Genomic DNA, 11,567 nt, shown 5'->3' with positions numbered 1-11,567 from the left:
GCCAAATACACCCAAATTTATGATTCAGATCACATAAAGGGGAAAAGATAAATTTTCCAAAGATATTTTTGCGACACTTTGGGGATTTATTCAAAAAAATACAGTCCTTAAAAACATAAGTTTTTCATAGAGGATTAGGTGAATAATGGTATTGAATAAAAGGATTTGACATTAAATAAAAAAATATAGTATGATTTATCTTGAATTCGAGATAATTTAGTTGGGAGGTATTAAATCATGGAAAAATTAAAGCAACAAGACACTGACCCAGCATTGCAATTATTTATTGTTTTATCCCGTTCTTACAAATCATTAATTGAATACGCCAAACAAGATATAAAAAGGTATAAATTAAATCCAACAGAATTTGCAGTTTTAGAACTTTTATATAATAAAGGTCCTCAACCTCTTCAAAAAATAGGAGATCGTATTCTACTAGCTAGTGGAAGCATTACGTATGTAGTAGATAAACTTGAACAAAAAGGTTTTCTTAATCGCAAGCCGTGTTCAAGAGATCGTAGAATTACCTATGCTGAAATATCATTAAAGGGTATTGAATTAATGGAAAGTATTTTTCCAAAACACGCTGAAGCTATAAAAAAGTTAATGTCAGGTCTAAGCGAAAAGGAAATGGAACTAACAAAAGAAACTTTAAAGAGGCTTGGGAAAAACATAAAAAACTAAGATTTATATTTTTTTACAATATTATCTCGAATTAATAATATTTTAGTTAAGGGTAAATCTCTTGATACGTACAAAATATAGTTTGTTATTTTTTATTGGAGGTGGTGCTAGCATAATTTGGTGAAACATTAAATGTGAAAAATGATTAGAGGAAAAGTTAAAAAAAATTTAGTTTTATCTAGATTATTTCGATTTCTGATCTAAATTAATTATAACTAAAAAAGGAAAATGAGATTTATATAATGAAAAATTTAAAATCTGCATTGAAAGTCGGAAGTATTGCAACAATTATAATGGAGGTATTCCTAAGAATAACAGATTCAATATTTAATCATGGTGTAAATTTTGCATGGTTAAATGGGACATCATTAGGGTTAAACCCACAGGCATTTTCAACAGTAGTTGTAGGATATTTAATCTTTCTCTTTGGTGGAGTGGTATTTGCTTATTTATACCAACGTTTTATTCCCAAAAAGAATGTTTTAACTGGAATTGTTTATGCTGTGGTCTTTGCTATGATGATAGTTGCTGGATTGATTGTAATGCCAATTACAGGAGTAGTTCATCCTTTAGTGAAAGCTGAAGTTATTCCAAATCCAGGATTTTTTGCACTGGGCTTTGGTATGAAAGCAGGCTTATTTACGTTTTTAGGTCATGTAGTTTATGGTTTAGTTTTAGGGTTAATGTCAAAAGAAAAATAATCGAAGTTTTATAGAAATGAAAGAGGGTGAAATTATGGATATTAAGGTTTATCCTCCAGACCAGCAAGGGACAGGTGCTTTTGATGGGGGGAAAATAACAGAACAGAAACCTATCGGCTTTCCAGGTGAGGGTTCAAAAGTGGTGAGAATTGGACCCTTATTTTACTGGGCATGGGCAAAGTCAAAGGAAGCAGGTTTTATTCCTTCTCACCCTCATCAAGGGTTTGAAATCATTACGTATGTAGTTAATGGAAGAGCTGAGCATGGAGATTCTCTAGGTACAAAAAGCACAGTAGGTCCTGGAGGAATTCAGGTTATGCAAACAGGTTCTGGTGTGTATCATCAGGAAGCATTTATTGGACCAGATTTCGATGGCTTTCAAATATGGTTTGAACCCTACTTAAATGAGGCTGTTTTGAGAGAACCTAAATATAGTCAATATAACCACGAAGATTTCTCAAGTAATGAAGAAAATAACGTGATTGTGAAAAAAGTGATCGGAGGGGGATCACCAGTTCAGTTAGTAGCAGATGTGAAAATGTGGGATATTAAAGTTGAACAAGGGTCTAGTTATTCCCATAATCTTGGAAGTGACCGATCTCTAGCTATTTTAGCTATTGAGGGAAATGGAATTGTAGACGCGAATCATAATAATATTTCATTTAATGAAAAGGATTTTGTCGTAGCGAATTCAAAAGACAGTGCACAAGTAACGATACAGGCAAACAGTAATCTCCGTCTCATTATGATAGAAGTTCCAACTCATGTTGATTATCCAGTTTATCAAAAATAAGGAAAGTAAAGGTAGAATCAAAAGATAACCCCTATTGATGGTACAACAGGGGTTATCAGTATTATAGGGAGGAGAATAAGTTGTCAATTCTATTTACAACTAAGAAAATTGGAAATAAGAAGTTAGAAAATCGAATTATTATGGCACCCATGCAACAGCGTAATGGTACTGCTAAGGCTTTGGCAACAGAGTACCATGTTGAACATTATAGTGAACGTGCTAAGGGAGGAGTAGGTTTAGTTATTATTGAATCAACTGCTGTGTCAGAAAGTGGTCGATTGTTTCAAGATGATATTGGGATATTTTCTGACTCACATATTAATCCTCTTAAGAAAGTAGTGGATTCAGTTCATGAAAACAATTGTAATGTTTTTATTCAGTTGAGCCATGGTGGAAGAAAGTCCTCCCCAGAAAATAAAGGGGAAATGCTTGCCCCAAGTCCAATAGCATTTAACGAAGTATATGGAATTCCTAACGAAATGTCAGAAGAAGATATAAAGGAAGTCATCTATCAGTTTGCTATGGCTGCAAGACGATCGGTAGTGGCGGGTTTTGATGGAATTGAATTGCATGCTGCCCATGGATATTTATTACATCAGTTTTTATCACCTCTATCCAATAAAAGAACAGATGATTACGGAGGTTCTTTTGAGAAGCGTGTAAGATTTTTAAAAGAGGTTTTAAAAGCAACAAGGAATGAAGTTGGTAAGGATTATCCAATCATTATTCGGGTGTCCGCAACTGATTATCATCCAGATGGACTAACGCCTGAAATGGTTGGTGAAGCAGTAAAAATTCTTGAGGGAGTAGGATTAGACGGTGTTCATGTTTCATCTGGAGGTCTTCTTCCAGTCGGACCATCTGAGGTTTATCCATGATACCAAGTACCCTATGCAGAAATCATCAAAAAGAAAATCTCAATCCCCGTTATCTCGGTTGGCTTAATTCATAATAAAGAGTTAGCTGAAGATATTATTGAACAAGGAAAAGCAGACTTTATCGCAATAGGTAGACCTTTATTGGACAATCCATATTTCTTGGAAGAATGGAAGAACTAAGGAACGAGGTAATTTAAGATTTAATCATAGATTCAAATATAGAAGGAAAAACTTTATATTGAATAAACTTGAAGGGAAGATAATATGAACGTAGATAAAATATTTTCATCACTTAATTTAAAAGGCATAGAATTAAAAAATCGTGTAGGTCTAGCTCCTATGACTAGAACAAGTGCAACAGAAGACGGACTAGCAACCGAACAAATGGCTAACTATTATTCCAAATTTGCACGTGGTGGCTTTGGTTTACTCATCACTGAAGGTACATATCCTGATGAATCATATAGTCAAGGATATACAGATCAACCTGGTATCGCTAATGAACGTCAAGTTGAAGCATGGAAAAAGGTAATTGAAGAAGTACATCAAGAAGATTCTAAAATCTTTTGTCAAATTATGCATGCAGGTGCATTGTCACAGGGGAATCGATATAAAAACGAAACCATTGGACCCTCATCTATTAAACCGAAAGGGGAACAACTATCTTTTTATGGTGGAAGCGGAGAATTTCAAGTTCCAAAAGAAATGACTAAAGAAGATATAAAAGAAGTAATACAAAGTTTTGGAGATGCAGCCGATCGTGCAAAGAAAGCTGGATTTGATGGAATTGAAATACATGGTGCAAACGGATATATATTGGACCAATTTTTAACTTACTACACAAATCAGCGAACTGACGAATATGGGGGATCCACTGAAAATCGTGTTCGTATACTGATAGAAGTTTTAGAGGCTGTACGTCAAAAAGTTGGGTCTGACTATCCTGTTGGAATTCGAATCTCTCAAGGAAAGGTAAACGATTATGAACATAAATGGGCAAATGGTGAAGAAGATGCAGAGATTATATTTGGGAGTCTATCCAAAGCAGGAGTGGATTTTATTCATGTAACAGAATATGATGCATTTAATCCAGCATTCGAGGAAAGCGGACCAACATTAGCTTCACTAGCTAAAAAGTATGGAAAAGTAACTGTGTTTGCAAATGGGAAATTACATGAGCCAGGAAAGGCAGAGGAAATCATTTCAAAAGGTGAAGCTGATCTGATTACAATTGGAACGGGAGCATTGGCGAATCCTGATTGGGTAAATAAAGTGAAAAATGGTGAACCATTAAACGAATTTACTCCTGAAAAGTTTTTGCACCCTGAAGCAAAAATTAAAGAGTTTGAAGAAAATCTTTATTAATGAAGTATAATCATATTATTTGAATTATCAGAATTAACTCGGTAAACTTGATAAGAAGGGGAGGGATAAGATGTTATTAACTAAAATGCAGGATGTCACACTTCCAGATTTAAATGGTAATGCAGTGTCAATTAGTGACTATAAAGGGAAAAATACATTAATCTTCATGTGGGCTTCTTGGTGACGTTGCCGTGAACAACTGCCAGGGTGGCAGGAATTTTACAACAAGTATAAGGAGCAAGGTTTTGAAATCTTATCGGTATCGGTAGATATCCAAGGTGCAGAAGTTGCAAAACCATATGCCGAGGATAAGGCATTTACAACTGTGGTTGATTCAGAAAATGTATTAGCCAATTTATTTGGTTTCAAAATTGTACCAAACGGAATTTTTCTTGATAAAGAAGGTACAATTCGTCTTATAAAACAAGGATTTAGTGTAACTAACCCTGAACATATTGATGCAGTTGAAAAGTTAATTAATGGGACAGTGGAGAAAGTTGTATTAGATGATGAATATTATAATCCAACCAATAATGTAACGGATGTAGAAAAACAACTATCCCAAACAAAATTTAAACTTGGGATGGAGTATGCGAAAACTGGTAAAAAGGATGAGGCATTAAAGGAGTTAGATGAGGCTCTTCTTCTTGATACCGATAATTTTCTAATCCGAAAGCAACGTTGGTATATCCGTTATCCTGAAAAGTTTTCTCCAACTATTGATATTGAATGGCAACAGAAGCAGTTGGCAAAAGAAAAAGCAGAAGAAGCACTCTTAAATGACGGTCTCAACTGCGGTCCTGAAGGTTGTGTAATACCTGGAACAAATAATAATGAGAATAAATAAATTTATTAGAAACGTATAAAGGGTTTTGTCCTTTATACGTTTTTTAAAATAATGAATTTGTTGGAAATAGGGAGAGGAGTTTATCCAGTAGTTTGAATTAACCTAGTAATTAACAGTAAAAATTAATACCCCAAGTAACAGTATGACAGTAGACAATATTCGTTAATATACCAAAGAGCAAATCGATTTGGTCTGCTAATCAGTATGTTTATTAAGATATTATCCAAAAAAACGGAACTACCTATTATAAAAAGGTGTGACTCTTATTAAAGCTAATAGAAGTCTCACCTTTTCTTGTGCGTGATATCCTAGTTTACTCACCAGATTTAACAATTGTATTAAGTCCAATTATTGCCAATGATAAGACTGTAACGACTGTTGAAATAGACAAACTAAAAGCCTTGCCCCCGCCAAGAGCAATTCCTATTTTTCTCATGTACCATCACCTCCTTTAAAAGTGGTAAGTACATGAGGAAGAAACTGATAAACATCTTCGAACGTTTCAATTCTGCCTTCCTGTGTGAGAAAGTGTGTTAAAGACTGACGTAAAGTTGGATTCAATAATAAGAATATATAAACCTTAATAAATAAAGGATTCTCTACGATAGGATGGACATCATGCTGAGTAAATAAAATACGGATTTGTCCTAATAATTGATCGATTATTGGATCAATAGAAATTTTAGCTAGTGCTTTAAAATAATAAGTTAGCAATTGAAATATCCTAGAGATTTCTTTATATTCTTTCTCACTGGATTGCTCTAAGAGTTATCCCCACATTTCAACATTGACCCACTGCGTGAAGAAATGAAAATCTACCTCAACTCCGTCAACTCTCATGTCAAGACTTTGGGCTGTTTTTACCATTGTTTGATTCGTTAAAATACCTAACTTTGAAATTTCAGCGATAATGGATAACGAACTATTAATCTGTGTTACCAGTTGATTAAATTTTTCTCTTTCCAATCTTTTTTCCTCTTGTGATGGAGCTCCTGGTTTTTTTTTTGGAAGTCTTTTGTTGGCATATTCCTCTACATAATACTGTTTGTCATCAGGATCATTTGTATTTGTTTCGATAAGTTGAAAATCGTTTAGAACATTAAAATAATAAGTTTGAAGTTGTTGTTTAAGTTTCTCTAAATCGATCTCATACCCTTTAAAATATAGAATGAAAAGGATGTCTTTAAGTGAATGACTTGTTTGAAGCTTTTTAATATCCTTTATAATTTCAATTGAATCACCTGGGTAAATCGAACCAGCTTTTCCAGGACCACTACTAATCCGTTTTGTTTTTAGTAAACCCAAATTGACATATTTTCGTAATTGGTTTTCTGTAAGATCCAACTCCTCAATTGTCTAGTAATTCTCTTCTATTCATTACTTCATCTCCCTCCTTGTCCATCATTGTAATCCCCATTTTATAAGATAACTAGCAGGGAGAGTGACGCAATTGAAAAAATATAGAAAATTGAATGTATATTAAGTCAGTATGGTTAGGGTTTTCCGAGCTTTTTTCTTTTTGGTTCTATTCCTAGTCAATGATTTTTTTTATGGGTTCTATTTTGTGTTAAAAACTCTTCTTCTGCCACTTCACTATCTCAATAATTCTCCTGTAAACTGAAGTAAATGACGTTTAAGTGAAAGTAACGCAAACATAAATCTAACATAAAATGCTTCTAGACATATGTTTGGAGGTATAAGAATGGAGAACTATGTAAAACAAATATTATCCCACTGGGAAAGTAAACCCTTAGAGGGTGCCAAGACGATAATCCAGAAGTATGGCTACCCACAAGAAGCTTCAATGAGTAAACTTATTTGGTATAATAACGGTCCTTGGAAACGCACAGTTGTTAATCGACACACCGTTCCACATCATTTTCCCACCCCACATGTAGATTTCTTAGAGCAAACGATAGACTATCGGGTTCCCGTACATTTATATGATGAAATAGCTGCCTACGATGGAAGTGTTTATTTAGATCGTACAAGAGGAGAAGCTTCTGCAAAGTGTGATAAAGAAAAGATGAACTTTTTGGCATTGAATATATTAAATGATATTGTCACTGGTCAGCGTAATATTCAAAACGCAAAAATGTTTTATGCTTATACGGCAGAAAGATTTATCAAATATGACATTACCTCTCCTTACATTGAAGGATTACTTTTCTCAAAACAATATAATACAGCAGACCCTGGAATTGTTTATTTCGAAAAGGGACCTAAATAATATTTTCAGGTTCCTTTTTCTAAAATTAGTTTGTCATATGGAAACGGTTCTAGAAAATAAAAATGTGTTGTTTATTTTCGATGGAAAAAAGTTCATAGAAGTATTTATGAGATGCAGGTGTTTATTCTGTGTCTTTTTTTATTTTCTAGAAAAACAAGTTGTTGAGTATTTTTGGTTTTATACACTTGTAAAATATACTTGGTGATCCTTATTTCTTCGTTTCATTGTTTATAAAAGAAAAATATTAGATAATTTACTTGACCGTGTACCATAGTACGCGGTTTATAATCTTATACGAGGTGAATAAATTGAGTTATCGCATTAGTGCATTTGCTAATAAATGTGGGGTAAATAAAGAGACGATTAGATATTACGAGCGAAAGAATTTATTGCAAGAACCATTAAAAACGAATGCTGGTTATCGGATATATTCAGATGATGAGGTTAGGCGAGTAGGGTTCATAAAACGGATGCAAGAGCTTGGTTTTTCTTTAAGTGAAATTTATAAATTACTTGGGGTTGTAGATAAAGATGAAGTTCGTTGCCATGATATGTTTGAATTTGTATCTAAAAAAGAAGAGGAAGTCCAAAAACAAATAGAAGATTTAAAGCGAATTGAGAATATGTTAAAAGATTTAAAACAACGATGTCCAGATGAAAAACAATTACATGCGTGTCCTATAATTGAAACATTGACTGGGGATTAGCGAAAGGAATTTTGAAATGAAACATAAAAACACCTTTATTGCGGGATTGATAGGTACATTTGTTGTCCTGTTATGTTGTGCTACACCTATATTAGTTATTTTATTAGGTACTTTGGGCTAGGGACGATAACAGGCTATTTAGATTATGTTCTGATTCCTGTTTTAGTAGTTTTTCTGGGCTTAACTTTTTATTCTTATTCAAAATATCAACAATCAAAAAAATAAGGAGATGTAAAAAATGAAGGAAAGAGTTGTTGCGATTGCTTCGATGTTTTCAGCTTTTTTTGCAAGCCTTTGTTGAATTGGTTTAGCGATTTTAATACCACTTGGTCTAAGTGGTTTAGCTCGAACACTTGCTGTTACGTTTGCTCCGTATCGAATTTGGTTTATCGTCATCACGGTTGTTATGCTTTCTATTGCTCATTTACTTGTATGGAAACAAAAAAATAGTTCAAAGAAAACGAGAAAGTTGTTATGGGTTAGCACAATCGTTTCTGGAGTGATGCTTATCTATACATTATTTAGTCAGGGGATATAAGGCGTGATGAAATACTTAAACTATTTATTCATCGTATTTGGAGTGGTATTCATTCTGTCTGGATGTGGTCAAGAAGTTATTGAGGATAGTTCCACAACAAGTGAAGTTCAATCGAAAAACGTAGTATCTGTTTTGTTTAAGATAGATGGGTTTACTTGAGTATCTTGTGCTTTTACGGTGAGGTCCGCCGTTTCCAATTTGGATGGTGTTCAACATATAGAGGTTGAAGGTACAGGAGAATCACAACTCACATTTGATCCATCAAAAATTAGTTTAGAAGAAATTGAAAAAGTGATTACTGATTTAGGCTATGAAATAAGGAAATAGGAAAATGTAAGATAAAACAGGAGGATGAGAAAATGAATAAATTTAAGATATACATTCAAGGAATGACTTGTACGGGTTGTGAAGAGCATGTGGCAGTGGCACTTGAAAATATAGGTGCTACAAATATTGAAGCTAGTTTTCGTCGTGGTGAAGCAGTATTTGAATTACCCGATGACATTGGGATTGAAAATGCTAAAAAGGCGATTGATGAAGCAAAATATCAATCTGGAGAAATAGAAGAAGTACAATCCCAAGAAAAAGTGGTTTTAGGAAATGAATGCGATTATGACTTACTTATCATTGGTTCTGGTGGTGCTGCTTTTTCGGCTGCGATAAAAGCGATTGAATATGAGGCAAAAGTAGCCATGATTGAACGTGGAACCGTTGGAGGAACATGCGTAAACATTGGTTGTGTTCCATCAAAAACACTTCTTCGTGCTGGGGAAATCAATCATTTAGCGAAAGTTAATTCATTTACAGGTTTACAAACATCTGCTGGAGAAGTAGAATTAGCGCCTTTAGTGAAGCAAAAAGATGAGTTAGTCAGCGAACTTCGCAATCAAAAATATGTTAATTTAATTGATGAATATGGCTTTGATTTAATTGAAGGTGAAGCAAAATTTGTTGATGAAAATACAGTTGAAGTTAATGGGAAGAAACTTTCTGCAAAGCGTTTTTTAATTGCAACGGGTGCTTCTCCGTCTTTACCGCCGATTTCAGGACTTGAAGAAGTGGATTATCTAACAAGCACAACGCTACTTGAATTAAAAAAGGTGCCTAAACGATTAACGGTTATTGGTTCAGGATATATCGGAATGGAGCTTGGGCAATTGTTTCATAATTTAGGTTCAGAAGTAACACTTATGCAAAGAGGTGAGCGACTTTTAAAAGAATATGACCCAGAGATTTCAGAAGCAGTAGAAAAAGCTTTAATTGAACAAGGCATAAACCTTGTCAAAGGAGCGACTTTTGAGCGTGTGGAACAAGTTGGAGAAATAAAAAAGGTTTATGTTACGGTGGATGGAAAACAAAAAGTCATTGAATCAGAGCAGTTACTTGTCGCAGCAGGAAGAAAACCAAATACGGATTCTTTAAATTTAAGTGTAGCAGGGGTTGAAGTCGGAAAACGAAAAGAAATACTGATAAATGATTATGCTAGGACAAGTAATGAAAAGATTTATGCAGCAGGAGATGTCACATTAGGACCTCAATTTGTGTATGTAGCAGCATATGAAGGGGGAATTGTTGCGGATAATGCGATTGGTGGGTTAAATAAAAAATTAGATTTATCGGTTGTTCCTAGCGTTACTTTTACAAATCCATCAATTGCAACCGTTGGTTTAACAGAAGAACAAGCCATAGACAAAGGATATGAAGTGAAAACATCCGTATTACCTTTAAATGCGGTTCCAAGAGCGATCGTAAACCGTGAAACAACAGGTGTTTTTAAGCTTGTTGCCGATTCAAAAACATTAAAAGTGCTAGGGGTTCATATCGTATCTGAAGATGCGGGTGATGTGATTTATGCAGGGACACTAGCCGTTAAGTTTGGTTTAACCGTAGAGGATTTAAAAGAAAGCTTTGCACCATATTTAACAATGGCAGAAGGATTAAAATTAGCTGCTCTTACATTTGATAAAGATGTATCCAAATTATCTTGTTGCGCAGGATAAATACTTTTTTTGGCTATTTGTATTGATATAGATATTTAAGAGGGGAATCCAGCACAGGATTCCCCTAAATTAAAGCCTCATTATTTGTTATCTTTACGTCTCCAAGTTGTTTCCCCACCTGAAACTGGACATGCAGCGAATTCATCACCTTGTTTAAAATCTTTGTCATGACCTGATTCACAAGTGTATCCGCCTGCTTCTCCAACTCGTTCGCCTGTTTTATACTCTCCATTACGGTTTGCCATTTTGCTACACCACCTTTCGATAATTAGAGTGCCCAAAATATAAAATCCAAACACTTTACCCCACACCCCCCCCCTATGGTATATTTTAGTTAAGGATTATTAATTGGGGGATTTATCCATAAAGCAGGAGTGATATGAAATTAAACGTATACGCCTCATATTTTTATTCATTATTACAGTCTTACTTATGATAGGGATACTTAGATTCATGGGCTATAACGGTTGGTTTCACATTCAACACCTCAAATACGGTTAGTAAGGTTTTTTAATCCCTTCGCCGTCGATTATTGTGGTGTTTTTAAAAAGTCAAGCGTTTTTACAGAAAGTTAATGACGATATTTCGACAATATTTCGAAAGTTAATTTCCAATTCGGTATATTGTTCAATATAAAAAACCTCCCTCTGATTAGGAGGAAGGCTTAAGAAATGGTGCAAGAGAATCCTTGTACCATATACCTCGGCGTATGCCGAGAGGCTATTAAATCTCAAGGAGGTAAGAGTTTAGCTTTAATTCTTTAGGGGGAATTTTTATTATAGAAGGGATTACTAGTTGTCTAATAGTTTTCTCAATTTATACTT

16 protein-coding genes and 2 pseudogenes are annotated in these 11,567 nt (G+C 34.3%); 14 read left to right on the top strand and 4 right to left on the bottom strand.

Features of this window, described 5'->3' with window-relative positions:
- The first annotated feature begins 237 nt into the window (after nucleotides 1-237).
- The 7 genes and pseudogenes from ACOI1C_RS14285 to ACOI1C_RS14255 all read left to right on the top strand — a co-directional run bounded on the left by ACOI1C_RS14285 (nucleotide 238) and on the right by ACOI1C_RS14255 (nucleotide 5,268).
- On the top strand, nucleotides 238-684 hold the full coding sequence (locus ACOI1C_RS14285; RefSeq protein ID WP_422511170.1) for a MarR family winged helix-turn-helix transcriptional regulator: 447 nt from the start codon (nucleotides 238-240) through the stop codon (nucleotides 682-684).
- A gap of 242 nt (nucleotides 685-926) precedes the next feature.
- Nucleotides 927-1,385 (top strand): hypothetical protein, encoded by a 459-nt coding sequence (locus tag ACOI1C_RS14280; protein ID WP_422511169.1) that lies wholly within the window; start codon nucleotides 927-929, stop codon nucleotides 1,383-1,385.
- A 34-nt stretch (nucleotides 1,386-1,419) separates the two neighbouring features.
- Nucleotides 1,420-2,178 (top strand): pirin family protein, encoded by a 759-nt coding sequence (locus ACOI1C_RS14275; RefSeq protein WP_422511168.1) that lies wholly within the window; start codon nucleotides 1,420-1,422, stop codon nucleotides 2,176-2,178.
- Between the two features lie 80 nt (nucleotides 2,179-2,258).
- Nucleotides 2,259-3,236, top strand: a pseudogene (locus tag ACOI1C_RS14270) (NADH:flavin oxidoreductase).
- 84 nt (nucleotides 3,237-3,320) lie between these two features.
- On the top strand, nucleotides 3,321-4,421 hold the full coding sequence (locus ACOI1C_RS14265; protein WP_422511167.1) for an NADH:flavin oxidoreductase: 1,101 nt from the start codon (nucleotides 3,321-3,323) through the stop codon (nucleotides 4,419-4,421).
- A 70-nt stretch (nucleotides 4,422-4,491) separates the two neighbouring features.
- Entirely contained in the window at nucleotides 4,492-4,605 is a 114-nt protein-coding gene (locus tag ACOI1C_RS14260; protein WP_422511166.1) for a peroxiredoxin family protein, read from the top strand.
- Between the two features lie 15 nt (nucleotides 4,606-4,620).
- Nucleotides 4,621-5,268 (top strand): thioredoxin family protein, encoded by a 648-nt coding sequence (locus ACOI1C_RS14255; protein WP_422511174.1) that lies wholly within the window; start codon nucleotides 4,621-4,623, stop codon nucleotides 5,266-5,268.
- A gap of 313 nt (nucleotides 5,269-5,581) precedes the next feature.
- On the opposite strand, the gene ACOI1C_RS14250 is transcribed toward ACOI1C_RS14255, so the two are convergent.
- Genes ACOI1C_RS14250 through ACOI1C_RS14240 form a run of 3 tightly spaced genes read right to left on the bottom strand, consistent with a single transcriptional unit; the run spans nucleotide 5,582 to nucleotide 6,612 of the window.
- On the bottom strand, nucleotides 5,582-5,704 hold the full coding sequence (locus ACOI1C_RS14250; RefSeq protein WP_422511165.1) for a hypothetical protein: 123 nt from the start codon (nucleotides 5,702-5,704) through the stop codon (nucleotides 5,582-5,584).
- The gene (locus ACOI1C_RS14245; protein WP_422511164.1) at nucleotides 5,701-5,982 is read right to left on the bottom strand and encodes a hypothetical protein; all 282 of its coding nucleotides are present in this window, start codon (nucleotides 5,980-5,982) and stop codon (nucleotides 5,701-5,703) included. The genes ACOI1C_RS14250 and ACOI1C_RS14245 overlap by 4 nt, the downstream gene beginning before the upstream one ends.
- Before the next feature lie 54 nt (nucleotides 5,983-6,036).
- The gene (locus ACOI1C_RS14240) at nucleotides 6,037-6,612 is read right to left on the bottom strand and encodes a hypothetical protein (protein ID WP_422511163.1); all 576 of its coding nucleotides are present in this window, start codon (nucleotides 6,610-6,612) and stop codon (nucleotides 6,037-6,039) included.
- 358 nt (nucleotides 6,613-6,970) lie between these two features.
- Between ACOI1C_RS14240 and ACOI1C_RS14235 the strand changes: the two genes are divergently transcribed.
- The 7 genes and pseudogenes from ACOI1C_RS14235 to merA all read left to right on the top strand — a co-directional run bounded on the left by ACOI1C_RS14235 (nucleotide 6,971) and on the right by merA (nucleotide 10,743).
- Entirely contained in the window at nucleotides 6,971-7,498 is a 528-nt protein-coding gene (locus ACOI1C_RS14235; protein ID WP_422511162.1) for a hypothetical protein, read from the top strand.
- A 308-nt stretch (nucleotides 7,499-7,806) separates the two neighbouring features.
- On the top strand, nucleotides 7,807-8,205 hold the full coding sequence (gene merR / locus ACOI1C_RS14230) for an Hg(II)-responsive transcriptional regulator (RefSeq protein WP_422511161.1): 399 nt from the start codon (nucleotides 7,807-7,809) through the stop codon (nucleotides 8,203-8,205).
- Between the two features lie 72 nt (nucleotides 8,206-8,277).
- Nucleotides 8,278-8,430 carry a mercury resistance system transport protein MerF gene (locus tag ACOI1C_RS14225; protein WP_422511160.1) on the top strand — a complete coding sequence of 51 codons (153 nt, stop codon included), beginning with the start codon at nucleotides 8,278-8,280 and terminating at the stop codon, nucleotides 8,428-8,430.
- A gap of 13 nt (nucleotides 8,431-8,443) precedes the next feature.
- Nucleotides 8,444-8,743, top strand: a complete 300-nt coding sequence (locus ACOI1C_RS14220) for a putative mercuric transport protein (protein ID WP_422511159.1) — start codon at nucleotides 8,444-8,446, stop codon at nucleotides 8,741-8,743.
- Between the two features lie 3 nt (nucleotides 8,744-8,746).
- Complete coding sequence (locus ACOI1C_RS14215) at nucleotides 8,747-8,902, top strand: hypothetical protein (RefSeq protein WP_422511175.1); 156 nt, start codon at nucleotides 8,747-8,749, stop codon at nucleotides 8,900-8,902.
- Between the two features lie 15 nt (nucleotides 8,903-8,917).
- Nucleotides 8,918-9,070: pseudogene (locus ACOI1C_RS14210) on the top strand (heavy-metal-associated domain-containing protein); the annotation flags it as partial.
- A 32-nt stretch (nucleotides 9,071-9,102) separates the two neighbouring features.
- Nucleotides 9,103-10,743, top strand: a complete 1,641-nt coding sequence (merA, locus tag ACOI1C_RS14205; protein WP_422511158.1) for a mercury(II) reductase — start codon at nucleotides 9,103-9,105, stop codon at nucleotides 10,741-10,743.
- 80 nt (nucleotides 10,744-10,823) lie between these two features.
- On the opposite strand, the gene ACOI1C_RS14200 is transcribed toward merA, so the two are convergent.
- Nucleotides 10,824-10,988: a hypothetical protein gene (locus tag ACOI1C_RS14200; protein ID WP_422511157.1), complete on the bottom strand. Its 165-nt coding sequence runs from the start codon at nucleotides 10,986-10,988 to the stop codon at nucleotides 10,824-10,826.
- Between the last annotated feature and the right edge of the window lie 579 nt (nucleotides 10,989-11,567).

Origin of the sequence: Bacillus sp. DJP31 (assembly GCF_049310945.1) — a bacterium.
In the GTDB taxonomy this organism is placed as follows: domain Bacteria; phylum Bacillota; class Bacilli; order Bacillales; family SA4; genus Bacillus_BS.
The sequence above is the reverse complement of the archived record's forward strand: the minus strand, read 5'-3'. Positions and strand labels throughout refer to the sequence as shown.

Coding starts and splice junctions, on each gene's coding strand:
- ACOI1C_RS14265 (WP_422511167.1), top strand. CDS start 3,321: ATGAACGTAGATAAAATATTTTCATCACTTAATTTAAAAGGCATAGAA.
- ACOI1C_RS14235 (WP_422511162.1), top strand. CDS start 6,971: ATGGAGAACTATGTAAAACAAATATTATCCCACTGGGAAAGTAAACCC.
- merA (WP_422511158.1), top strand. CDS start 9,103: ATGAATAAATTTAAGATATACATTCAAGGAATGACTTGTACGGGTTGT.
- ACOI1C_RS14285 (WP_422511170.1), top strand. CDS start 238: ATGGAAAAATTAAAGCAACAAGACACTGACCCAGCATTGCAATTATTT.
- ACOI1C_RS14225 (WP_422511160.1), top strand. CDS start 8,278: ATGTTGTGCTACACCTATATTAGTTATTTTATTAGGTACTTTGGGCTA.
- ACOI1C_RS14275 (WP_422511168.1), top strand. CDS start 1,420: ATGGATATTAAGGTTTATCCTCCAGACCAGCAAGGGACAGGTGCTTTT.
- ACOI1C_RS14260 (WP_422511166.1), top strand. CDS start 4,492: ATGTTATTAACTAAAATGCAGGATGTCACACTTCCAGATTTAAATGGT.
- ACOI1C_RS14250 (WP_422511165.1), bottom strand. CDS start 5,704: ATGAGAAAAATAGGAATTGCTCTTGGCGGGGGCAAGGCTTTTAGTTTG.
- ACOI1C_RS14280 (WP_422511169.1), top strand. CDS start 927: ATGAAAAATTTAAAATCTGCATTGAAAGTCGGAAGTATTGCAACAATT.
- ACOI1C_RS14200 (WP_422511157.1), bottom strand. CDS start 10,988: ATGGCAAACCGTAATGGAGAGTATAAAACAGGCGAACGAGTTGGAGAA.